This window comes from Streptomyces sp. HUAS CB01 (genome assembly GCF_030406905.1).
GTDB lineage: Bacteria > Actinomycetota > Actinomycetes > Streptomycetales > Streptomycetaceae > Streptomyces > Streptomyces chengbuensis.
On record NZ_CP129137.1, the window covers coordinates 2,963,391 to 2,984,707 of the forward strand.

Genomic DNA, 21,317 nt, shown 5'->3' on the forward strand with positions numbered 1-21,317 from the left:
GTCCGGGCACCGCGACGCGTCGCGAAAGCAGCCGGGACCTTCGCCACACGCTTCAGACGTAGGTGTGGGTGATGAACTCGAGGGAATGGCCGTCGGGGTCGTCGATGTAGACCCCGCGGCCGCCGAAGTGGTGGTTGATCCGCTGCGGCTCCGCGTGTGCCGGGTCGGCCCAGTAGGGGAGCTCGCGCTCCTTGATCCGGCCGAAGATCTCGTCGAACTCCTCGTCGCTGACGAGGAAGGCGAGGTGCTGCGAGACGATCCGCGAGCCCGGCTGCTCGTCGAGGTAGTCGAGGGTGACGCCGTTGGCGAGCGGGACGCTGGCGAACGGGCCGAAGGGCTTGGGCTCGGGTGCGTCGATCAGGCCGGTGAGGAAGCGGGCGGCCGCGAATCGGTCGCGGCTGTGGACGATGGTGTGGTCAAGACGTGCGGGCACGGCTCCTCCTTCTTCATCGTGTCCCCTTCACGCTATGCGGTGTGCCGTGCCCCTTCCATCCGGCTCCGGTCCCGTTCCTCGTGGTCCTTCGGACCTAGAACAGCTTGCCGGGGTTGAGGATGCCGAGCGGGTCGAAGGCGTTCTTGATCGCCTGCTGCAACTCGACGCCGACCGGGCCGAGTTCGCGGGCGAGCCACTCCTTCTTCAGGACGCCCACGCCGTGTTCGCCGGTGATCGTGCCGCCGAGCTCCAGCCCGAGGGCCATGATCTCGTCGAACGACTCGCGGGCACGGGCGGATTCGTCCGGGTCGTGGTGGTCGAAGCAGACGACGGGGTGGGTGTTGCCGTCGCCGGCGTGGGCGCAGACGCCGATGGTGAGGTCGTACTTCTCCGCGATGGCCGCGGTGCCGTCGATCATCGCGGCGAGCCGGGAGCGCGGTACGCAGACGTCGTCGATCATCGTCGCGGTCTTGACGGCCTCCAGGGCGGTCAGGGACAGCCGGCGGGCCTGGAGCAGCAGCTCGGACTCGGCCGCGTCCTCGGCCGGGACGACCTGGGTGGCGCCCGCCGCGGCGCACAGCTCCCCGACGGCGGCGAGGTCCGGCCCGGGGTCGGGGGTGTCGAACGCGGCGAGGAGCAGCGCCTCGGTGGTGTCCGGGAGGCCCATCTGCGCCATCTCGTTGACGGCCCGGATGGTCGTACGGTCCATGATCTCCAGCAGCGACGGCGTGTGGCCGCGTTCCATGATCGCGCAGACGGCGTCGCACGCGGTGGCGGCCGAGGGGAACTCGGCGGCGAGGACGAGCTGCTGGGGCGGTTTGGGCCGGAGGGCGAGCACGGCCTTGACGACGACGCCGAGGCTCCCCTCCGAACCGACGAAGAGCCGGGTGAGGTCGTAGCCGGCGACTCCCTTGGCCGTGCGGCGGCCGGTGCTGAGGAGCCGGCCGTCGGCCAGGACGACCTCGAGACCGAGGACGTACTCGGCGGTGACGCCGTACTTCACACAGCACAGTCCGCCGGAGGCGGTGCCGATGTTGCCGCCGATGGTGCACATCTCCCAGCTGGACGGATCCGGCGGGTAGTACAGCCCGTGCTCGCCGACGGCGCGTGAGAGCACGGCGTTGACGACACCGGGCTCCACGACGGCGATCCGGTCGACCGGGCTGATCTCCAGGATGCGGTCCATCTTGACGAGGGAGAGGACGATGCAGCCGTCGGAGGCGTTGGCGGCGCCGGACAGGCCGGTGCGGGCCCCCTGCGGTACGACGGGGACGCGCAGCTCGGTCGCGGTGCGCATGACGTGCTGGACCTGCTCGACGGTGCGTGGCAGCACCACGACGGCCGGGGTGCCCGCGTCACAGAAGCTCGCCATGTCGTTGCTGTAGGAGGCCGTGACGTCGGGGTCGGTGATCAGGGCTTCGGGCGGGAGGTTCTCGCCGAGCCGGGAGAGGAGATCGTCCATGATCCCAGATTCGCACCGGGGGCCATCGGTGTGAACCCGTCCGCGATCCGCGTCGCTCCGCCGGGTGGGCACTTCGTACGGGACCGGAGGGTGGCGCACAGTGATCGCCATGAAGAAGCGATACACGCCACTTGCCAGGAATGCCGTGATCGCGTCGCTGGTAGCCGGGGCGGTCGCCACCGGGATCGTGGTCCTCGGCCCGGGCCGGGACGGCGGGCCGCCGTCGCCCGCGCCGGGTCCCGCGGCCCGGACGGTGCTGGCGGAGGGCCCCGGAGCGGCCCTGTCCGCGACTGAACTGTCGGCACTGATCGCGGGGCAGGAGCACCGGCTGGCCGGGAGCCCCGGCGACCATCTGTCGTGGGCGGTGCTGGGCTCGGCCTACCTGGCACAGGGAGCCCTCCTGGGTGACCGTACCGACTTCCGCCGGGCGGAGAAGGCACTGCGGCGTTCGCTGGAGGCGCTGCCGGGAGAGAAGGGCAACGCGGACGCCCAGCTGGGGATGGCGGCGCTGGCGAACGCGCGGCGGGACTTCGCCACGGCGAGACGCTGGGCCGAGAGCGTCCGGGCGCGGTCGCCGGAGCAGTGGACGGCGTATCCGGTGCTGATCGACGCGTACAGCGGGCTCGGCTCCTACGCGGCGGCCGCGCGGGCCCTGCACACGCTGGAGGAGCTGCGCCCCCGCACCGTGCAGACCCTGATGCGGGGCTCCCAGGTCCACCGGGACAACGGCCGGCACGAGGACGCCGAGGCGCTGGCGGACGAGGCGTCGTCCCGGGCGGGCGGCAAGGCGGAACGGGCCGCGGCGCTGTACCGGCTCGGCGAGCTGGCCTGGGAGCGGGGCGAGCCCAAGCAGGCGGCGGCGTACTTCGACACGGCGCTTCAGCTGGAGCCCGGCCACCATCCGTCCCTGGCGGGGCGGGGACGGGCCTCGGCGGCACTCGGACGCACCGACGACGCGCTGCGGGACTACCACGCGGCCATCGAGCGGGCGCCGATGCCGGAGTACGCGCTGCAGGCGGGTGAGCTGTACGAGTCGCTGGGCATGGCCGGCGAGGCGCGGGCGCACCACGAGAAGGTCCGCCGGCTGGCCGCGAAGGCCCGGAAGTACGGGGTGAGCGAGGAGGTGACGCTCGCGCGGTACGAGGCCGACCACGGGCTGGCGAAGGCCGCGGTGCAGCGCCTCGCGCAGGAGTGGAAGCGGGGACACCGCAGTGCGCACGTCTCGGACGCCCTGGGGTGGGCGCTGCACCGGGCGGGGCGGGGGAAGGAGGGGCTGAAGTACCTGAAGCGCGCGACGACGCGGGGGCTCCGCAGCGCGCTGTCCCTGTACCACCAGGGCGAGGTCGAGCGCTCCCTCGGTCAGGACGGTCCGGCGCGCCGGCACCTTCGCGAGGCGCTGCGCCTCAACCCGTACTTCTCGCCGCTGCTCGTGCCGCGGGCGAAGCGCGCGGTCTCGGTCCTGGGCAACCCGCCTCCCGGCGGCCCCGTGGACGTCGAGGGCGAGCCGTGGACGACGGACGAGGAGCTTCCGCCGGAGGACGACGGGCAGAGGGAGGAGGACGGGCCGGCGGAGGAGCGTGAGGAGGGCTCGTCCCGACGGCCGGACGGGGACGCCTCCGGCGAGCCCCGGGGCACCGGGTCCGCCCGGCCCCGCGAACGCGACTCCCGGGACCCGCGGGGGGCCGGGGAAGCGGGGGAAGCCGGGGATTCCAGGGATTCCAGGAATTCCAGGGAGGCTCAGGCCGGCGAACCGTCCGCAACGGCTTCGCGCCGTTCGTCGCCGTCCGGGGAGTGAGACCGCCCCACCGCTTCCGGACGGTCGCGTGCGGGCCGCCGGGGCACGGGCGGCGGCAGGGCCGGGGCGGGCGCAGCGGGACCGGCGGTCCCCGCCGGACGTCCGGGGGCGCGGGCCTCGGGGGGCGTCCGGGGCGGGCGAGACGGTGAGGCCCGGCAGACGATGTGCCCGTCCCGGGCGCGGGGGGATCGTCCGGGGCCAGGGGCGTCCGGGACCGACGGGCCCCGCCGGACGTCCGGGGGCGCGGGCCTCGGGGGGCGTCCAGGGGCGCGGGCCTCGGGAGGCGTCCGGGGCGGGCGAGACGGTGAGGCCCGGCAGACGATGTGCCCGTCCCGCGCGCGGGGGGATCGTCCGGGACCAGGGGCGTCCGGGGCCGGCGGGCCCCGCCGGACGTCCGGGGGCGCGGGCCTCGGGAGGCGTCCAGGGCGGGCGAGACGGTGAGGCCCGGCAGACGATGTGCCCGTCCCGCGCGCGGGGGCTCGCCCCGGGCGGGCGGTGACCGCTCGGCAGGCCCCGGGGGCCGCCCGGGCACGGGGGGTGGCGGCAGAGGGCGTGCCCGTCCCGGCGGGCCCCGCCGGACGTCCGGGGGCGCGGGCCTCGGGAGGCGTCCAGGGCGGGCGAGACGGTGAGGCCCGGCAGACGATGTGCCCGTCCCGCGCGCGCGGGGGCTCGCCCCGGGCGGGCGGTGACCGCTCGGCAGGCCCCGGGGGCCGCCCGGGCACGGGGGGTGGCGGCAGAGGGCGTGCCCGTCCCGGCGGGCGGGCGGCCCCGCGGGGAGCACCGCCCGCGACCCCGCGAGGGGCTCAGAGCACCGCCGTGCCGATCAGGGCGTTCCGCGGGATCAGACGGGCGAGGGCGGGCTCGTCGAGGCCGGAGGTGCCGGGCGGACGCATCGGGAGGACCATGTAGCGGGTCTCCGAGGTGGAGTCCCAGACCGTGACGCGGGTGGTGTCCGGGAGCCGGACCCCGAACTCCTCGAGCACCGCGCGGGGTTCGCGGACGACGCGGGAGCGGTACGCCTCGCTCTTGTACCAGCTGGGGGACGGCCCCAGCAGGCGTACGGGGTAGCAGGAGCAGAGCGTGCACACGACGACGTTGTGCGTGTCCGGCGTGTTCTCGACGACCCGCAGTCGTTGCGGCTGGACCCCGCCCGCGGACAGGCCCAGTTCGGCGACGCCGGCGGTGCCGTCGGCGAGGAGCCGGGCGCGGAAGTCCGGATCGGTCCAGGCGCGCGCGACGACCCGCGCGCCGTTCGCCGGGGAGGCACCTGACAGGAACGCGTCCAGGGTCTCGTCGAGCGCCGCGCCGGCCACGAGCCCGCGTTCCTCCAGCAGCGTCTCCAGGCGGCGTACCCGCCGGCTGATGTCGGCGTCGGTGTGCTGCCCGCCGGTCATGGCCGTCCGTCCTCTCCGCCGGCCTGCTCCCGGGGCGTCCCGGGAGTCAGGGCGGCCTCGGCCCGGTGCCCCGGGTCGTCCTCCAGATAGCTCTCGAACAGGTCCAGGACGACCTGGTGATCGCCCTCGCCCCACAGCTCGCGGGCCGGGAAGCTCACCGCGTACACCTGCTCCAGCGGCGCGTCACCACGCCCCTGTGCGTTGCGGTCCGCGAGCAGTGCCCGGCCCTCGGGCTCGACGACGGTGCCGCGCTTGCCCCGGGCGTAGCGCGGCAGGCGGGTGTGGTGCGGGGGGTCGTGGTGGACCGTGCGCACGAGTGCCCCGGCGGCGAAGCGGTCAGTCATCGAGTTCGCCCGCCTCGATCACGCCCTTGCGCTCCAGGAGCGTACGGATCGCGAAGAACCAGCGCTCGTAGTAGGACGCCGCCAGGTAGTCGGCGGGCGCCATGGACTCGATCGCGTCGCGGAACTCGTCGAGGTTGTAGACCTTGCCCGCGATCAGCGCGGAGTTCAGCGCGAAGACCCGGGCCTCCCAGTCGGCGTGGAAGGGCTCGGTGTCGTCGGCGGTGTCGACGGGCCCGAAGCCCTGCATCCCGCCGACGTCGTTGATCCTGGCCATGTGGCGACCATAGCCCCGTACCGCGGACGCCGCGCGGCCCCACGGGTCAGGTTCCGTGGGGCCGCGGGGACGGAGCCGGACTCCGTACGGGCTAGAGGTTTCCGCGCTTCTCCTGCTCGCGCTCGATCGCCTCGAAGAGCGCCTTGAAGTTGCCCTTGCCGAAGCCCATCGAACCGTGTCGTTCGATGAGTTCGAAGAAGACCGTCGGCCGGTCCTGCACGGGCTTCGTGAAGATCTGGAGCAGGTAGCCGTCCTCGTCGCGGTCCGCGAGGATCTTCAGCTCACGCAGGGTGTCGATCGGCACCCGGGTGTCGCCGACCCACTCGCCCAGCGTGTCGTAGTACGAGTCGGGGGTGTCCAGGAACCGCACCCCGGCCGCGCGCATCGTGCGCACGGTGGCGACGATGTCGTTCGTGGCGAGCGCGATGTGCTGGACGCCGGCCCCGCCGTAGAACTCGAGGTACTCGTCGATCTGCGACTTCTTCTTCGCGATCGCCGGCTCGTTGATGGGGAACTTCACCTTCAGCGTGCCGTCCGCGACGACCTTGGACATCAGCGCCGAGTACTCGGTCGCGATGTCGTCGCCGACGAACTCCTTCATGTTGGTGAAGCCCATGACGTTGTTGTAGAACGCCACCCACTCGTTCATCCGGCCGAGTTCGACGTTGCCCACGCAGTGGTCGATGGCCTGGAAGGTCCGCTTGGCCGGGGGCTGGACGATCGGGTCGGCGGGCGAGAAGCCCGGCAGGTAGGGGCCGCTGTAGCCGGACCGGTCCACGAGGGTGTGGCGGGTCTTGCCGTACGTGGCGATGGCGGCGAGGACCACCGTGCCGTGCTCGTCCTTGAGCTCGTAGGGCTCCTGGATGCCGCGGGCCCCGTGCGCGGTGGCGTAGGCGTAGGCGGCACGGGCGTCCGGCACCTCGATGGCCAGGTCGACGACCCCGTCACCGTGCTCGGCGACGTGCTCGGCGAGGAACCGGCCCCAGTCGGTGGACGCCTTGATGACGGAGGTGAACACGAAACGGGCGGCGCCGTTGGTCAGGACGTAGGAGGCGGTCTCCCGGCTGCCGGTCTCCGGCCCCGCGTAGGCGACCAGCTTCATGCCGAAGGCCGTGGAGTAGTAGTGGGCGGCCTGCTTGGCGTTGCCGACGGCGAAGACGACCGCGTCCATTCCCTTCACCGGGAAGGGGTCGGCCTGCCTGCCGGTCTCAGGGGTGTGATCCAGGGTCTCAGTCATGGCGGCAGACTCCCGCCGATCCACAAGCTGCGCAATAGTTCGTGTATCTGCTGCGCAATATGCTTAGTCGGCGTCCGGTTTGTTCGGGCGACCTGTACAGGATGACCACTCAGGAGGCTGGTGTGGCGATCGATCATCTGGACGGCCGGCTCATCGTGCTGCTCGCCCGCGAGCCGAGGATCGGGGTCCTGGAGGCGTCCCGCCGGCTGGGGGTCGCGCGGGGCACCGTCCAGGCGCGGCTGGACCGGCTCCAGTCGAACGGGGTCATCCGCGGCTTCGGCCCGGACGTCGACCCGTCCGCCCTGGGCTACCCGGTGACCGCGTTCGCGACGCTGGAGATCAAGCAGGGGCAGGGGGCCGACGTACGGGCGCATCTCGCCACGGTCCCCGAGGTGCTGGAGCTGCACACGACGACCGGCCACGGCGACATGCTGTGCCGGCTGGTCGCACGGTCCAACGCGGACCTCCAGCGGGTGATCGACCGCGTCGTCGGATTCGAGGGCATCGTGCGGGCGTCGACGGCGATCGTCATGGAGAACCCCGTACCGCTGCGGATCATCCCGCTGGTGGAGCAGGCGGCGGAGGACGCCCGCTGACGTCCGGGGCGCGGCGGGGCGCCGCGGACGGGGTGCGGTGAGGCGGGATGGGGGACGTACGCCGCGGCCGGGGCGGGACGGGGCCGAGGGCTGGGCCGTCCGATTCCCGCCGGCCCGTCAGCACTTCGGGATGTCGCCGCCCTTCTGCAGCGACTTGAGCGACGAGACAGCGTCCGTCAGCTCGGTGACGGGGATCAGCGTCATGCCCTCGGGCAGCTGCTCCTCGGCGATGGCGCACTCCGCCTTCGGTACGAGGAACACGGTCGCGCCGTCGCGCGCGGCGGCCTGGGTCTTGAGGGCGACTCCGCCGACCGCGCCGACCTTGCCGTCGGCGTCGATCGTGCCCGTACCGGCGATGTTCCGGCCGCCGGTGAGGTCTCCGCCGGCGCCGTCGCCCGCGAGCTTGTCCACGATGCCGAGGGAGAAGAGGAGCCCGGCGCTCGGGCCGCCGACGTCGGCGAGGTGCAGGGTGACCTTCACCTTCGCGGGGTCCTTCTTCAGGTGGCCCAGGGCCGCGTCGACCGCGCTGTTCTGGGACTTCCGCATCTCGGCGGTGTTGTGCTTCTGGATCTCCTCGTCGGACTGCCCGGAGGGGTACACGGAGTCGTGCGGCAGCACGGCCCGGTCCTTGCGGACCCATGCGTCCGCCACGTCGCCGAGATCGACGTCGACCGAGGGCCCGGTCGCCACGATGGTCGTCATACGCAGCTGCCCCTGGGTCGGCCGTACGGGGGCCCCGGTGATGGTGATCACGGGCTTGCCCCGGTCGGTCCCCAGCACGTTCGTGGTCTGCCCGGGCTGGGCGACGGTGAACGGCAGGGGCGCGAGCGCCGCCACCGCGAGCAGCGCGGCGACGGGCACGGCGCAGACGGCGAGGGCCCGGGGACGGGAGAGACGCGAGAGGCGAGTGAACACGCTGTCAATGTATCGGTCCGCCCGGTGCCCCCGGACCGGGGCCGGGACCGGTCCGACCGGGGACGCAGCACCACCTCGGCGCGGCGGCGCATCCTCGGCGCGGCGGCGCTTCACCGTCGCGGCGGCGCTTCACCGTCGCGGCGGGGCTCCTTGCACGACAGGGGCTCCTCGTACGACAGGGGCTCCTTGTACGACAGGGGCTCAGCGCAGCGCGTCAGCGACCTCGCGGGCCGCGTCGACCACGCGGGGGCCGACGCGTTCGGGGACCGAGTCCGCCAGCATGACGACACCGACGCTGCCCTCGATGCCGGTCACCCCGACGAGCGCCGCGGCGGCCCCGCTCGCGCCCGCCTCCAGTTCGCCGTGCGTGAGGGTGTACGCGGGCTCGGTGAGACCTCCCTGGCGGGCGGCGAGGATGGCCTTGCCCGCGGCTCCCCGGTCCAGCGGGTGGCGGAACCCCGCCCGGTACGCCACGTGGTAGTCCGTCCACGTCGGCTCGACGACCGCCACCGCGAGCGCCTCCGCCCCGTCGACCAGCGTGAGATGGGCGGTCGCGCCGATGTCCTCGGCGAGGGAGCGCAGCGCCGGCAGCGCCGCCTCCCTCACCAGCGGGTGCACCTGACGGCCGAGGCGGAGCACACCGAGTCCCACCCGGGCCCGGCCGCCCAAGTCGCGGCGGACCAGGGCGTGCTGCTCGAGCGTGGCGAGCAGACGGTAGACGACGGTCCGGTTGACGCCCAGCCGGTTGGACAACTCGGTCACGGTCAGCCCGTGGTCGGTGTCGGCGAGCAGCTTGAGGACGCGCAGTCCTCTGTCGAGCGTCTGGGAGGTCTCCGCGGTCACGACGCCCTCTCCTTCGAGGTGAGTGCGGCGACGCTCTCGCGGCCAGCGGCACCGGTCCCATTCGGCGACGCACGGAGAGGCCGCCGGCAGGCCATGGCACACCGGCTGCGCTCCGCGGCGGCGCTGCCACGGGGCGTTTCATTTGCGGGGACAGTAGCGAGCCGGTTCGCTCAGCGGAAGACCTCGTCCAGAATCCGGGCGTCGAAGACCCGTGCCGCCCGCTATCGGTACGCAAGTCGGGACGACCAGCGACTTCGACCGACACGTCCCTCTTCGGCCTCCGCCGAAGAGGGCTTTTCCCCCACCCCTCGACAGGGCGCGGACGCCCGGCCGGGGGCACCGCGGCGGACGAACTCGGCGCGTGCGGGGCGGACTTGCGGGGCGCGCGGATCGGGCGGACGGGAGCCACGGAGAGCGGGGGGAGGCCCCGGGCGGGGGAGGCTCGGGGCGGGCGTGCGGAAGGGGTGCGCTACGGCGTACGACTGCTGCACCGCCGGCGTACGCGGTGCCGCGCGCGAGGACCGCGCGGCGGACCGGCGCACGGAAGCGCGAAAGGGCCCGGGCGGTCCGCCCGAGCCCCGTCGACGCATCCGCGCGCTCACCGCGCAGCCGTCGGCGCGTCCGTGCGCCGACCACACAGCCGTCGACCCGCCCCTGCGCTCGCCACGCGGAGGACGGCCACTCCCTGCGCTCACCACACAGCGCCGGCCCACTTCTCCCTCACCACGCGGCGCCGGCCCGTCCCTGCGCTCGCCACGCGGAGGACGGCCACTCCGTACGCTCACCGCATACGCGTGGCCCACTCCTGGACCTTCTTGATCCGCTCCCGGATCTGCCCCGCCGTCGCCTCCGCGCTCGGCGGCCCCCCGCACACCCGGCGCAGCTCGGTGTGGATCACGCCGTGCGGCTTGCCGCTCTGGTGGACGTACGCGCCCACCATCGTGTTCAGCTGCTTCCGCAGCTCCAGCAGCTCCTTGTGCGAGACCACCGGGCGGCGCTCCGCGGGCAGTTCCAGCAGATCCGCCTCGGCGTCCGGCTTCTTGCGGCTGTGCGCGATCTGCCGCGCCTGCCGCTTCTGGAGCAGCAGTTGCACCTGGTCCGGCTCCAGCAGGCCCGGGATGCCCAGGTAGTCCTGCTCCTCCTCGCTGCCCGGGTGGGCCTGCATGCCGAACTCGGCGCCGTTGTACATCACCCGGTCGAAGACGGCGTCGGACTCCAGCGCCTCGAAGGGCAGCATGTCCTGCTCGCCGGTGTCCTCGTCCTGCTGCTTGTTCGCCTCGTCCATCTCCTGCTCGGACTCGGCGTAGGGGTCCTCCTCCCCTTCCTTCTTCGGCCGGTCGAGCGCGTGGTCCCGCTCGACCTCCATCTCGTTCGCGAAGCTCAGCAGCATCGGGATCGTCGGCAGGAACACCGACGCCGTCTCACCGCGTCGCCGCGACCGGACGAAACGACCCACGGCCTGGGCGAAGAAGAGGGGCGTGGAGATGGTCGTGGCGTACACGCCGACCGCGAGCCGGGGGACGTCGACGCCCTCGGACACCATCCGGACGGCGACCATCCAGCGGTCCTGGTTGTCGCTGAACTCGTCGATGCGCTTCGACGCGCCCGCGTCGTCGGACAGCACGACGGTCGCCTTCGTACCGGTGATCTCCCGGATGAGCTTTGCGTAGGCGCGCGCCGAGTCCTGGTCGGAGGCGATGACGAGACCTCCCGCGTCGGGGATGGCCTTTCTGACCTCGCCCAGCCTCTGGTCGGCGGCGCGCAGCACGTTCGGCATCCAGTCGCCGCGCGGATCGAGCGCGGTGCGCCAGGCCTGCGAGACGGCGTCCTTGGTCATCGGCTCGCCCAGCCGGGCCGCGACCTCGTCGCCGGCCTTGGTGCGCCAGCGCATGTTGCCGCTGTAGGACAGGAAGATCACGGGGCGGACGACACCGTCGGCGAGGGCGTTGCCGTAGCCGTAGGTGTAGTCCGCGGCCGAGCGGCGGATGCCGTCGTTGCCCTCCTCGTACGTGACGAAGGGGATGGGGTTGGTGTCGGAGCGGAAGGGCGTGCCGGTGAGGGCGAGGCGGCGGGTGGCCGGTTCGAACGCCTCCAGGCACGCCTCTCCCCACGACTTGGAGTCACCGGCGTGGTGGATCTCGTCGAGGATGACGAGGGTCTTGCGCTGCTCGCTGCGGTTGCGGTGCAGCATCGGGCGTACGCCTACGCCGGCGTAGGTGACGGCGACCCCGTCGTACTCCTTGCTCAGCGGGCCGGCGCTGTAGTCCGGGTCCAGCTTGATGCCTATGCGCGCGGCCGCGGCCGCCCACTGCTTCTTCAGGTGCTCGGTCGGCGCGACCACGGTGATCTGCTGCACGACGTGGTGGTGCAGCAGCCAGGAGGCGAGGGTGAGCGCGAACGTCGTCTTGCCGGCGCCGGGCGTCGCCACCGCGAGGAAGTCGCGGGGCTGTTCCTGGATGTACTTCTCCATGGCGCCCTGCTGCCAGGCGCGCAGCTTGTTGGCCGTACCCCAGGGGGCACGGCCGGGAAAGGCGGGTGAGAGGTGGTGGGAGGCGGTAGTAGACACGGTCTCCGGTTCGAGGCAGGGCTACGGCGTTACGTACGACAACCGGGCCACCCTACCGGTGCGGTCACGCCCGGGCAGGCCTCACCGGGCCGCGACGGTACGGGGTGAGACCCGCCTCACAGAACGGTCCGTGCGCCGGGACCCGTCGGACCGCCCTCGTTCACAGGGTGCGCAGCACGGCCCCGATCAGAGCCGGATCGGACATCTGGCCGGCCGCGACGGACACGACCAGGTCGTACGCCCGGTCCTGGTCGACATTGACGGGGTCGGCGCCGTTGAGGGCGAGGAAGACCGCCGTCGACAGCCACGCCGTGCGCTTGTTGCCGTCGACGAAGGGGTGGTTCGACGCGATCGCGTGGAGCAGGGCGCCTGCCTGCTCCCACAGGTCCGGGTACGCGGCCACCCCGTACATCCGGGAGCGCGGTCGGTGCACGGCGGACTCCAGGAGACCGCCCGCGCGGAGCTCCGGCGGGTGGCCGCCGAAGGCGAACCGGGCGATCGCCGTCACCTCGCTCACGGTGAGGTGACGCGTCTGGGTCGTGGTCTGGTGGGTCATTCGCCGAGCCTCCTCAGCAGGCCCGCGTGCTGCTGGGCCAGTCGCCCGGCCAGTGCGGCCAGCCGCTCGCTCTGCACCCGCAGATAGTGGTGCACCGCATCGTGCGCGAGCTCCTCCGGGGTCCGGCCCTGGGCGTCGGCGAGGTCGTGCAGTTCGTCGCGTTCCGCGTCGGTGAGGATGATCGTGAGCTCGTGCATGGCCCGATGCTAAGCGCGGCCGGTTCCGGCCGCGCGGTGAATTCCTGGCGTCCGGCGGCGCCCCGAGCGCCGCTGCCGCCCGCTCCCGTCCGCTCGTTTGCGTGCCGCTCCCGGCGGACGTCCGGGGCGCGCCGGCCCGGGGGCGGGCCCGCTGCGCCGGGGTGCGTCGAGCCGGGGACGGTCCGGTGCCGGGGCCGAGCCGGACCGGAGCCGTCCGGGACCGGCGGCGGGTCGGCCATCGGACGGAGCGGGACCGCTGGGCGTCCGAGCCGGACCGGAGCCGTCCGGGACCGGCGGCGGGTCGGCCATCGGATGGAGCGGACCGCTGCGCCGGACCGGGCGGCCGCCCAGCGCCGGCCCGGCTGCCGACCGGGCTACACGGCGTCAGGCGGGGCGGCGCTCGTGCAGCCGGGTGGCGACCCAGGCACCGAGCAGTGCGACCGCCGCCATGGGCAGGAACACCGCGGCGAAGGCGGCCGGGTGGGCGACGCTCTCCGCCCCCGCAGCCGCGACCGCACCGTGGCCGCCCGCCGCTCCCCCGCCCAGCGCGGCGAAGGCTGCGCCGCCCGCGGCCAGCAGCAGGACGTTCGACAGCCCGTCGGAGATCTGGAGCGCGGCGGAGTTCGTACCGGCTTCCGCGGGGGCGGACAGCTTCAGCAGCAGCACGCTGGTCGAGGAGATGACCAGGCCCATGCCGAAGCAGCCCCAGCCCCAGGCGACCCCGACGACCCACACCGGCACGGACGGGATCAGCACGCTCGGTGCCGCCGCGATCGCCGCCGCAACGAGCACCATGCCCGCCACGGTCAGCCGCTCCCGGTACGGCTCCAGCCTCGGCCGGGACTGGACGAACGAGCCCAGCGCCCACGTCGCCCCGCCCACCGCGAGCGACAGGCCCGCCAGCGTCGGCGACAGCCCGCGCTGGGTCACGAGCATCAGCGGTACGAAGGACTCCGCCGCGATGAACGACCCGGCGGCCACACCGCGCAGCAGCACCACCGACGGCAGCCCGCGCGCCGAGCGGAACGTGCCGCGCGGCAGCAGCCCGAGCGCGGCCGGCACGAGCAGCGCTGCACCCGCGACGGCCGGGGCGAGGGAGAGCCACCGCAGGTCCTGGGCCGCGTACTGGAGCACTCCCGCGCCCAGCGAGATTCCGAACGCCAGCCGGATCCTGCGCCGGTCCAGCGCCGGGACGGGCGCCTCCGGATCCACCGGACCCGACGCCCGCCGCCGTATCGCGGGAGCGGCGAGGGCGAGCGGGACGACGACGAGGACGGGGATGCCGACGAAGACCCAGCGCCAGCCGAGGTGTTCGGTGACCGTCCCGGCCGCGAGCGGACCGACGACGGAGGGGATCACCCAGCTCGCGGCGAACGCGGCCATGATCGTCGGCCGCAGGTGCTCGGGGTAGGCCCGGCCGACGACGACGTACAGGGCGACGATCACCAGGCCGCCGCCGAGTCCCTGGACCGCCCGGCCGGCGATGAAGTACCACATCGTGGCGGCAGTGCCGGACAGCAGCAGACCCACACCGAAGGCGGCGATCCCGGCGGTCAGCGGCCCGAGCGGCCCTCTGCGGTCGGCCCACTGCCCGGCCAGCACCATCCCGAACAGGCTGGTCGTGAAGTACGCGGAGAAGGCGAACGCGTACAGCGGCACCCCGTCCAGCTCCCGCGCGGCCACGGGCATGGCCGTACCGACGGCGGTCGCCTCGAACGCGATCAGCAGGACGACGGACACGACGCCGACGCTGAGGGCGCGCAGGCTGCTCCCGAGCACCCCGCCCGTTCCGGCCTCGTCCGTACCGGCAGCGGTGCCGGTCCCACCGAGGCCGTCGCGGGCCTGCTTGACCGCCGCGTCGCCGGTACCGGCCGCGTCACGAGGTTCGAGCGCTGTCATGCGCTCCAGAGTAAGGGGCATGGTCGGACATGGCCCCTGTCGTGGGACGGGCTTCGGATCGGCCGTTGGTCCTAGGCCTCGGCCGGGCGGGCCGGTAGCCGGGCTCGCGGGATCGCACCGGTTCCGTTCCGGTCGGGTCCCCGGCCGGGTGGGCGCGGCCGGCGGGGCAACCGGTGCGAGTACCGCGTCGCGCACCGCCCGGGCCCGGCGCCCACTCCTCCCGCGGGGCCCTTCATGAACGCCGTGTGGCAGTCGCATTGCAGCCCCCGCCCGAACCTTGAGCGCCCTCTCCTCCGCCGCCTACGGTCGACGCATCGAGGAACACAGGACCGTGTGCCCGAGTGGTTGAGGGGCTCGCCTGCAAAGCGAGTTACGTGGGTTCGAATCCCGCCACGGTCTCCACGCTTGAACGCGCGATCACGACCGCGCAGTGCCCGGAGGGCGGACGGCGCCGGCCCGGGAGTGACGAGGGCCGGCTGCGGCGCCGTCGTGGCAGGCGGCACATCCGGGTGTACTCGCCGAGCCCCGGATCACTTTCGCGCGGTCCGGGCCACAGCCTCGGATGTGATCGCAGCCCGGCCCATGGGGTCCTTGGCGACGTCGTACAAGAAGCGTGCAGCGTCGACATCGCCTGGGTGAGGGCGTCCGAGAACTCCCCGGCCGTCTTGGAGATGAATCCGCGCGAGACGCTGGCATTGACTCCGGCCCATTCGGCCCTGTCGGCCTTGGCCTTCATGTCGTCGCGCGCCCGCTTCTCCAGAGTCGTCAGGTTCTTGACGACCGTGCCCCAGTCGCCGATCGCGGTGTTCAGCTGCGACAAGTTGGCGTGGCGGAGCGCTTCGAGGTCCATCAGCGCTTCGTCCCCTCGTCAAAGCCCTTGTCGAGGGTGGCGATGCTGCTGACGGTCGACGCGATGTGGTACTCGTCGCCCGCGTGGGCCTTCTTCGTGAAGTCCATGTGGTTGGAGATGTGGGCGCAGGCGTCCAGCAGAGTGGTCAGGGACTTCTCCCACCGCTCCTGGACCGTGTCCAGATCCCCCGAGCTCGAACTCCTGCGCCTTGAGGTCCTTGGCGGCGTTCTGGCTGCTGGACCAGGCGTCACGGCCGTAGCGGCCGAGGTCCGTGAACAGTTTGAACGCGCTGTCGCCGACCGAGGCCAGGTCCTGCTGGTCGACCTTGAGATCACCCTGCTGCCCGCCGCCGGCGCCTGTCTCGTTCGGCACCTGGTTCAGTTGCATGTGCGAGGAGCTTCTGCTGCCGGCGTCGGCCTTCAGCCGCTCCCATTCGTCCCACGCCATCTGGTGGGCTCCTTCCCCCGTACGGACAAGCAAGAGGTCGACGTTCCGCCCAGGAAACCGCAAAGCGTCCCGGACACGTCAAAGGTCGAGCCTACACAAGCAGTTGGAACGGGAGATCGCGCTACTTCCGCATGGCCATCGAGCACGCCCCGCCGGTTCGAGGAGCCGCGTCGGGCACGAGCAGATCGCGAGGGCCCGCGACGTGCCGGAGCCCTCGGCGGAATCCGGGGTTCGGGCGCCGCGCGTCCGGGGCACCCGCTAACGGCGCCCCGGCCAGGCCGTGTTCAGCACGCCCACACGGCGGGACAGGCGACCGGAGCGGGCCCGGCGGCTCCTACGGCGTGGCCACCGCCGCCTGCGGGCGGATCGGGAGGCGGTTGACCGGGCGGCCCGTGGCCGCGCGGACGGCGGAGGCGACGGCTGCCGGGGAGGTGACGACCGGGACGGCGCTGGCCGCCTTCGCGCCGAAGGGGGCCACCACGTCGCGTTCCTCGACGAGTTTGACGATGCGGATGTCGGGGGCGTCGAGGGCCGTCGGCAGGGCGTAGCCCGTCAGGTCCGGGTGGCGGACCAGGCCGCGGGCCGTGCGGAGGTTCTCGGTGAGCGCGGCGCCGATGCCCTGGGTGACGCCCGCCTCGATCCGGGTGGCGAGCTGGGCGGGGTTGAGGACGCGGCCCACGTCCTGGGCGACGGCCATCTCCACGACGCGCACGGAGCCGAGTTCGATGTCGACGTCGACGACCGCGCGGATCGCGCAGAAGGCGAGACCGACGAAGGCGTCGCCCTGGCCGTGGTCGTCGAGGGGTTCGGTGGGGTGCGGTCGGCACTGGGCGGTGGCCCAGAGCTCCTTGCCGTCCATGGCCTCGGTGACGGTCGTGGACAGGACGCCGTCGTACGAGGTGATCTTGCCGTCGGTGATCTGCAGCAGCTCGGTGGACATGCCGAACTTGTGCGCCAGCGGCTGCAGCAGCTGAGTGCGCACCATCTTCGCCGCGCGCTCGACCGCGCCGCCGGAGACCCAGGTGTGCCGTCCGTGGGCGGCCGGGCCCGCCGGGGGCTGGTCGGTGTCGACGGAGGCGACGTGCACCTCCTCGATGCCGAGCGTCTCCTGCACGATCTGACGGGCGAGGGTGGAGAAGCCCTGCCCGGTCTCGACGGCCGCGCAGATGACCGTGGCCACGCCGTCCTGGACCTTCACCGTGGCCGTGGACACCTCGTCGGTGCCTTCCGCGCCGAGCATGTGGACCATGCCCAGCGCGTAGCCCACGCCGCGCCGCACCGCGCCGGGCTCGCCCGCGCCCTCGGGCCCGCCGGGCAGCAGCCATGCCTCCTCGGGGGTGTCCTTGGGCAGCGGCGGGAGCGGGAAGTCGCGGACGGCCTGCAGCAGTTCGGCGACCGGCGCTGGGCAGGTGACGGTCTGGCCGGTGGGCAGGATGTCGCCGGTGGCGAGCACGTTGCGGAGGCGGACCTCGGCCGGGTCCTGGCCCAGCTTCGCGGCCAGCTTGTCCATCTGGGCCTCGTAGGCGGCGCAGACCTGCAGCGCGCCCTCGCCGCGCACATGGCCGGAGGGCGGGTTGTTGGTGCGGACGGCCCAGCCCTCGATGAAGGCGTGCGGCACGACGTACGGGCCGCAGGCGAAGGCGACGGCGGCGGCGAGGGACTCCGAGGAGGCGTCGGCGTACGCGCCCGCGTCCAGCAGGATCTGCGCCTCGACCTTCAGCAGCTTGCCCTCGGCGTTCGCGTGGTGGCGGTAGCGCAGCAGCGTGGGGTGGCGGTGGGCGTGGCCGAGGAAGGACTCCTCGCGGGTGGCCGCGAGCTTGACCGGGCAGCCGGTGCGCAGGGCGAGCAGCCCGAGCGGGATCTGGAAGCCCGGGTCCTCCCGGTCGCCGGTCGCGCCGGGCACACCGGTGACGACGACCTTCACGCGCTCCTTGTCCAGGCCGAAGCAGGCGGCGGCGAGGTCACGGTCGGTGTGCGGGTCGGTGGAGGCGGTGTACAGCTCGACGCCGCCGTCGGGGCGCGGCACGGCGAGGCCGGCCTCGGCGCCGATGGGTGCGGGGTCCTGGCGGCCGATGCGGTAGAGCCCCTCGACGACGACGTCTCCGTTGACCTCCGGGTCGCCGTAGCTCAGCGGGATGTGGCGGATGAGATTGCCGTCGGGGTGCAGCGGTTCGGCGGCGAAGGCCTTCTCGGGGTCGGTCACCGGTTCGAGTACTTCGTACTCGACGGTGATCGCCGCCGCGGCGAGGCGGGCCGTGTCGGGGTGGTCCGCGGCGACGGCCGCGATGGCCTCACCGTGGTGGCGGACGACGTCCGAGGCGAAGACGGGCCGGTCGGCGACCCCGCGTCCGTAGGCGGCGTCGCCGGGTACGTCGGCGTGGGTGACGACGGCCCGGACGCCGGGCATCTCGGCGGCCGCCGAGGTGTCGATGGCGGTGATCCGGGCGTGGGGGTGCGGGGAGCGCAGGAGCGCCGCCCAGAGCAGGCCCTCGGCCCAGAGGTCCGCGGCGTACGGGAAGGTGCCCTCGGTCTTGGCGCGGGCGTCCGCCTGCGGGAGGGAGGCACCGATGCCGTGAGCGGGTGGTTCCTGCTCGGGACCGTCGACCGCCGGGGCCGCGATGGCCGCGTCGTTGCTCACACCATGCCTCCGTCGTGCGGGTGGGGCTGCACACTACCGGCGCCCGGAGGCGCCTGGTGCGGGATGCGGGCCCCGTCCTGGGGCCCTTCGCGGGGCTCGTCGCCCTCGGCGGCCGCGGCGGCGCTCGCCTCGCGCTCGGCGACCACCTCGCGCACGGCGTCGAGGACGCCCCGGTAGCCGGAGCAGCGGCAGAGGTTGCCGGAGAGGGCCTGGCGCGTCTCGAGCTCCGTGGGGGCGTGGTTGCCCTCGAGCAGGTCGTGCACGGTCATCGCCATGCCGGGGATGCAGAAGCCGCACTGGACGGCTCCGCACCCGGCGAGGGCACGCTGCACGTCCGAGGGCTCGCCGTCCGCGGCCAGGCCCTCGACGGTACGGACCTCGGAACCGGCCGCCGTCGCCGCCGGCACCAGGCAGGAGGCCACCAGCCGGCCGTCGACCTGGACGTTGCAGGCGCCGCACTCGCCCTGGGAGCAGCCGTCCTTGGCGCCCGCGAGGCCGAGGCGCTCGCGCAGCACGTAGAGCAGGGACTCGCCGATCCAGGCGTCGGTGACGGGCCGGTCGGCGCCGTTCACCCGCAGGACGTACGAGGAGTGCGGGTGCTCGTCGTTCGGCGTCGTGCGGGCGGCCGCGAGGGACTCGTCGGCGCCGGACGCGTCCGGGGCGGCGGCGTGCTCGTCCGCGGGCGTGCCGGGGTCCTGAGCGGCCGTGTCGGACGTGCCGGCCGCCGGGTCCCCCAGGTCCTCGGAGCCCTCGTCACGGCCTGCCGCGACGGGCCCGGTCTCGGCGGCGGCGGCCGTTTCGGGCCGGTCCTCCGAGGCCGTTCCGCCCTGCTCCGGGGCGGGCCCGCCGTCGGACTCGTCGCCCCCGGGGTGCGCCTCGTCGTCCCGCGGCCCGTGCCGCCCCTCGTCGGGCTGCTCGGCGCGGGGTTCGGCGGGGGATCCGTCCCGTTCGCCGTGGGCGGGGTATCCCTCGGTCGTCCAGGGGGCGGGCGCGCCGCCGGGGAGGGTGGCGTAGCCCGCTCCGGGCACCGGCGTACCGGCGGCGGGCGTCCCGCCGACGGGGGTGCCCTCGGCCGGCGTGCCGCCGTCGGGTGTCGTGGCCCAGGGGGCGGGGGCGCCGCCCGGCAGGGTGGCCGGCGGGGTGCGGCCGCCCCACTGGGCCGCCAGCGCGGACGTGGTGAACTCACCCGATTCCTCGGGGATGTCGCCCTGGGCGACGGGGATCGTCCACTGGCCGGTGAGGTCTCCCGTGGCCGGTGCGGCGGCGGGGCCGGGCGAGGGCTCGTCCGCCTCCGGGAACGTCCACTGTCCCGTGGCGTGCGGGTCGTGGCCCCCCTGGGGGCCGTGGCCGGGGTGCGCCTCGTGGCCGTCGTGCGGCCCGTCCTCGGCGCGCGGGTCCCGGGCGCCCTGCGGAGCGCCGTCCGGGCCCTGGGCGCCGTACGCGCCCTGCGGGCCGTACGCACCGTGCGGTCCCTGACCGCCCTGCGCACCGGGGCCGGCGTACGACTCGTGGCTGGCGTACGGCTGATGCCCGGCGTACGGCTCGTAGGGGTTCTGCGACTGCGGTGCGCCCGGCGCCGGCCAGTGCTGCGGCCCGTCGCCGTCCGACGCCTGCTGCGGGACGGTCCAGCCGCCCGCGGCAGCCGGGCCCTCCTGGGCCGCCGAGGGGATCTGCGGAGGCACGTAGCCGTGGCCGGGTGCGGCGAGCGGTGCGTCGAGCATGTCCTCGGGCGGGAGCCGGACGAAGGCCGTGGCCTCGGCGTCGTACTCGCCGCCCTGCGGGATCGGCTGCCAGCCGCCGCCGCGCGGGGCGTCGTCCCGGGTCTCGTTCTCCTCGGAGCTCACGACAGCGCCCTCCCCAGTGCTCGTCGGGCCAGCGCGGCGACCACGCGCCGCAGGTGCAGGACCGCGGGCGGCAGCTGCTCGTCGCCCTCCTGGTCCGGGATGCAGGCGGCCGCCACGTACTCGCCGAAGGCCGCCAGCGCCTCTGGGGCGAGTCCGCGCTCGCCGTCCCAGTCGATCAGCGAGGCGATCCAGCGCTCCGCCTCCAGCGGGCGGAGCGGCATGGGGGCGATCGCGCCGACCGCGCAGCGCACCCCGCGCCGCGCCGGGTCGAGGACGACGGCCACGGACGCCGTGGCCCGGCCGGGGCCGGTACGCCCGGTCGCCTTGAGGAACACCTGCGGGGCGTGCAGGAGCGGCACGCGCACGAAGCCGATCAGCTCGGCGGGGCCGAGCATCTCGCGGCCTGCCAGCAGATGGGAGACGGGGATCTCACGGGTCGCCCCGTCCGGCCCCGCGATCACCAGGTCCGCTTCCAGGGCGGCCAGCACCGGCAGGGTGTCGCCGGTGGGCGCCGCGGTGACGATGTTGCCGCCGAGGGTGCCCGCGTTGCGGATCTGCGGCGGTCCGGCGGCCCGGGCGGAGGCGGCGAGCGCCGGGATGAGGGCGGCGAAGTCGGGCCGGCCCATCCTGGAGTGGGTGAGTCCGGCGCCGAGGAGGGCATGGCCGTCCTGGTACTGCCAGCCGCGGATCTCGTTGATGCGGCCGAGGCCCACGAGGCCCGCGGGCCTGAGCCGGCCCTTGTTGACGGCCGCCATCAGGTCCGTGCCCCCGGCGACCGGCACGGCGGCGGGCATGGCGGTGAGCGCCGCCACGGCCTCGTCGAGCGAGGCCGGCAGCGTCACGGACTGCGCCGCCTGCGGTGCGTGCGTGGTCAACCCAGCTGCCCCTTCCCGGTGTCCCGGCTGTCCGCCTGTGTTGCCGTACCGTACGTGCTCACAGCCCGGACGTGGCAACTCTGGCACATTCTCCGAGCGGTCCGACGCGGGGGTCCACGAAGGATGCATCCGTCCCGGACTTCCCTTTGCGG

18 protein-coding genes, 1 tRNA gene and 1 pseudogene are annotated in these 21,317 nt (G+C 74.0%); 3 read left to right on the forward strand and 17 right to left on the reverse strand.

Going from position 1 to position 21,317, the window contains the following annotated elements; translation table 11 throughout:
• Positions 1 to 52 precede the first annotated feature (52 nt).
• Both QRN89_RS13155 and QRN89_RS13160 read right to left on the reverse strand, forming a co-directional pair.
• Positions 53 to 433 carry a VOC family protein gene (locus QRN89_RS13155; RefSeq protein WP_290349554.1) on the reverse strand — a complete coding sequence of 127 codons (381 nt, stop codon included), beginning with the start codon at positions 431 to 433 and terminating at the stop codon, positions 53 to 55.
• Between the two features lie 94 nt (positions 434 to 527).
• Positions 528 to 1,895, reverse strand: coding sequence for an FAD-binding oxidoreductase (locus tag QRN89_RS13160; RefSeq protein ID WP_290349555.1), 1,368 nt, complete (start codon positions 1,893 to 1,895; stop codon positions 528 to 530).
• 109 nt (positions 1,896 to 2,004) lie between these two features.
• Here QRN89_RS13160 and QRN89_RS13165 point away from each other — a divergent pair, with 109 nt between their 5' ends.
• A complete protein-coding gene (locus QRN89_RS13165; protein WP_290349556.1) occupies positions 2,005 to 3,690 on the forward strand; it encodes a tetratricopeptide repeat protein in 1,686 nt (561 codons plus the stop codon).
• Positions 3,691 to 4,493: 803 nt separating this feature from the next.
• Here QRN89_RS13165 and nthA read toward each other — a convergent pair.
• The 4 genes from nthA to hppD all read right to left on the reverse strand — a co-directional run bounded on the left by nthA (position 4,494) and on the right by hppD (position 6,939).
• Positions 4,494 to 5,084, reverse strand: coding sequence for a nitrile hydratase subunit alpha (gene nthA / locus QRN89_RS13170; RefSeq protein ID WP_290349557.1), 591 nt, complete (start codon positions 5,082 to 5,084; stop codon positions 4,494 to 4,496).
• Entirely contained in the window at positions 5,081 to 5,428 is a 348-nt protein-coding gene (locus QRN89_RS35585) for an SH3-like domain-containing protein (protein WP_356948627.1), read from the reverse strand. Before QRN89_RS35585 ends, nthA begins: the two co-directional genes overlap by 4 nt.
• A complete protein-coding gene (locus tag QRN89_RS35590; RefSeq protein WP_356948628.1) occupies positions 5,421 to 5,702 on the reverse strand; it encodes a hypothetical protein in 282 nt (93 codons plus the stop codon). Before QRN89_RS35590 ends, QRN89_RS35585 begins: the two co-directional genes overlap by 8 nt.
• 91 nt (positions 5,703 to 5,793) lie before the next feature.
• Positions 5,794 to 6,939, reverse strand: coding sequence for a 4-hydroxyphenylpyruvate dioxygenase (gene hppD, locus QRN89_RS13180; protein WP_290349558.1), 1,146 nt, complete (start codon positions 6,937 to 6,939; stop codon positions 5,794 to 5,796).
• A gap of 122 nt (positions 6,940 to 7,061) precedes the next feature.
• Between hppD and QRN89_RS13185 the strand changes: the two genes are divergently transcribed.
• Entirely contained in the window at positions 7,062 to 7,535 is a 474-nt protein-coding gene (locus QRN89_RS13185; RefSeq protein ID WP_283298399.1) for an Lrp/AsnC family transcriptional regulator, read from the forward strand.
• A gap of 117 nt (positions 7,536 to 7,652) precedes the next feature.
• Here the strand turns inward: QRN89_RS13185 and QRN89_RS13190 are convergent, their stop codons facing one another.
• The 6 genes from QRN89_RS13190 to QRN89_RS13215 all read right to left on the reverse strand — a co-directional run bounded on the left by QRN89_RS13190 (position 7,653) and on the right by QRN89_RS13215 (position 14,511).
• Positions 7,653 to 8,450: a S16 family serine protease gene (locus QRN89_RS13190; protein WP_290349562.1), complete on the reverse strand. Its 798-nt coding sequence runs from the start codon at positions 8,448 to 8,450 to the stop codon at positions 7,653 to 7,655.
• Positions 8,451 to 8,651: 201 nt separating this feature from the next.
• A complete protein-coding gene (locus QRN89_RS13195; protein ID WP_138054972.1) occupies positions 8,652 to 9,293 on the reverse strand; it encodes an IclR family transcriptional regulator in 642 nt (213 codons plus the stop codon).
• Between the two features lie 781 nt (positions 9,294 to 10,074).
• Complete coding sequence (locus QRN89_RS13200; protein WP_290349564.1) at positions 10,075 to 11,859, reverse strand: DEAD/DEAH box helicase; 1,785 nt, start codon at positions 11,857 to 11,859, stop codon at positions 10,075 to 10,077.
• 160 nt (positions 11,860 to 12,019) lie between these two features.
• Complete coding sequence (locus tag QRN89_RS13205; protein ID WP_290349566.1) at positions 12,020 to 12,415, reverse strand: type II toxin-antitoxin system death-on-curing family toxin; 396 nt, start codon at positions 12,413 to 12,415, stop codon at positions 12,020 to 12,022.
• On the reverse strand, positions 12,412 to 12,612 hold the full coding sequence (locus tag QRN89_RS13210; protein WP_290349567.1) for a hypothetical protein: 201 nt from the start codon (positions 12,610 to 12,612) through the stop codon (positions 12,412 to 12,414). Before QRN89_RS13210 ends, QRN89_RS13205 begins: the two co-directional genes overlap by 4 nt.
• 384 nt (positions 12,613 to 12,996) lie before the next feature.
• The gene (locus tag QRN89_RS13215; protein WP_290349568.1) at positions 12,997 to 14,511 is read right to left on the reverse strand and encodes an MFS transporter; all 1,515 of its coding nucleotides are present in this window, start codon (positions 14,509 to 14,511) and stop codon (positions 12,997 to 12,999) included.
• Between the two features lie 327 nt (positions 14,512 to 14,838).
• Between QRN89_RS13215 and QRN89_RS13220 the strand changes: the two genes are divergently transcribed.
• Positions 14,839 to 14,913: transfer RNA gene (locus QRN89_RS13220), tRNA-Cys, on the forward strand.
• On the opposite strand, the gene QRN89_RS13225 is transcribed toward QRN89_RS13220, so the two are convergent.
• The 5 genes and pseudogenes from QRN89_RS13225 to QRN89_RS13245 all read right to left on the reverse strand — a co-directional run bounded on the left by QRN89_RS13225 (position 14,882) and on the right by QRN89_RS13245 (position 21,165).
• A complete protein-coding gene (locus tag QRN89_RS13225) occupies positions 14,882 to 15,361 on the reverse strand; it encodes a hypothetical protein (protein WP_290349569.1) in 480 nt (159 codons plus the stop codon). The genes QRN89_RS13220 and QRN89_RS13225 overlap by 32 nt on opposite strands.
• Positions 15,361 to 15,808: pseudogene (locus QRN89_RS13230) on the reverse strand (hypothetical protein). The gene QRN89_RS13225 and the pseudogene QRN89_RS13230 overlap by 1 nt, the downstream one beginning before the upstream one ends.
• Positions 15,809 to 16,142: 334 nt before the next feature.
• Positions 16,143 to 18,446: a xanthine dehydrogenase family protein molybdopterin-binding subunit gene (locus QRN89_RS13235; RefSeq protein WP_290349570.1), complete on the reverse strand. Its 2,304-nt coding sequence runs from the start codon at positions 18,444 to 18,446 to the stop codon at positions 16,143 to 16,145.
• Positions 18,443 to 20,290, reverse strand: coding sequence for a 2Fe-2S iron-sulfur cluster-binding protein (locus QRN89_RS13240; protein ID WP_290349571.1), 1,848 nt, complete (start codon positions 20,288 to 20,290; stop codon positions 18,443 to 18,445). The genes QRN89_RS13235 and QRN89_RS13240 overlap by 4 nt, the downstream gene beginning before the upstream one ends.
• The gene (locus QRN89_RS13245) at positions 20,287 to 21,165 is read right to left on the reverse strand and encodes an FAD binding domain-containing protein (RefSeq protein WP_290349572.1); all 879 of its coding nucleotides are present in this window, start codon (positions 21,163 to 21,165) and stop codon (positions 20,287 to 20,289) included. Before QRN89_RS13245 ends, QRN89_RS13240 begins: the two co-directional genes overlap by 4 nt.
• Positions 21,166 to 21,317 lie beyond the last annotated feature (152 nt).

Bases quoted from the DNA above. Each gene is read 5' to 3' on its own strand.
- QRN89_RS13165 (WP_290349556.1), top strand. From the start codon at position 2,005: ATGAAGAAGCGATACACGCCACTTGCCAGGAATGCCGTGATCGCGTCG.
- QRN89_RS13210 (WP_290349567.1), bottom strand. From the start codon at position 12,612: ATGCACGAGCTCACGATCATCCTCACCGACGCGGAACGCGACGAACTG.
- QRN89_RS35585 (WP_356948627.1), bottom strand. From the start codon at position 5,428: ATGACTGACCGCTTCGCCGCCGGGGCACTCGTGCGCACGGTCCACCAC.
- nthA (WP_290349557.1), bottom strand. From the start codon at position 5,084: ATGACCGGCGGGCAGCACACCGACGCCGACATCAGCCGGCGGGTACGC.
- QRN89_RS35590 (WP_356948628.1), bottom strand. From the start codon at position 5,702: ATGGCCAGGATCAACGACGTCGGCGGGATGCAGGGCTTCGGGCCCGTC.
- hppD (WP_290349558.1), bottom strand. From the start codon at position 6,939: ATGACTGAGACCCTGGATCACACCCCTGAGACCGGCAGGCAGGCCGAC.
- QRN89_RS13160 (WP_290349555.1), bottom strand. From the start codon at position 1,895: ATGGACGATCTCCTCTCCCGGCTCGGCGAGAACCTCCCGCCCGAAGCC.
- QRN89_RS13225 (WP_290349569.1), bottom strand. From the start codon at position 15,361: ATGGACCTCGAAGCGCTCCGCCACGCCAACTTGTCGCAGCTGAACACC.
- QRN89_RS13215 (WP_290349568.1), bottom strand. From the start codon at position 14,511: ATGACAGCGCTCGAACCTCGTGACGCGGCCGGTACCGGCGACGCGGCG.
- QRN89_RS13205 (WP_290349566.1), bottom strand. From the start codon at position 12,415: ATGACCCACCAGACCACGACCCAGACGCGTCACCTCACCGTGAGCGAG.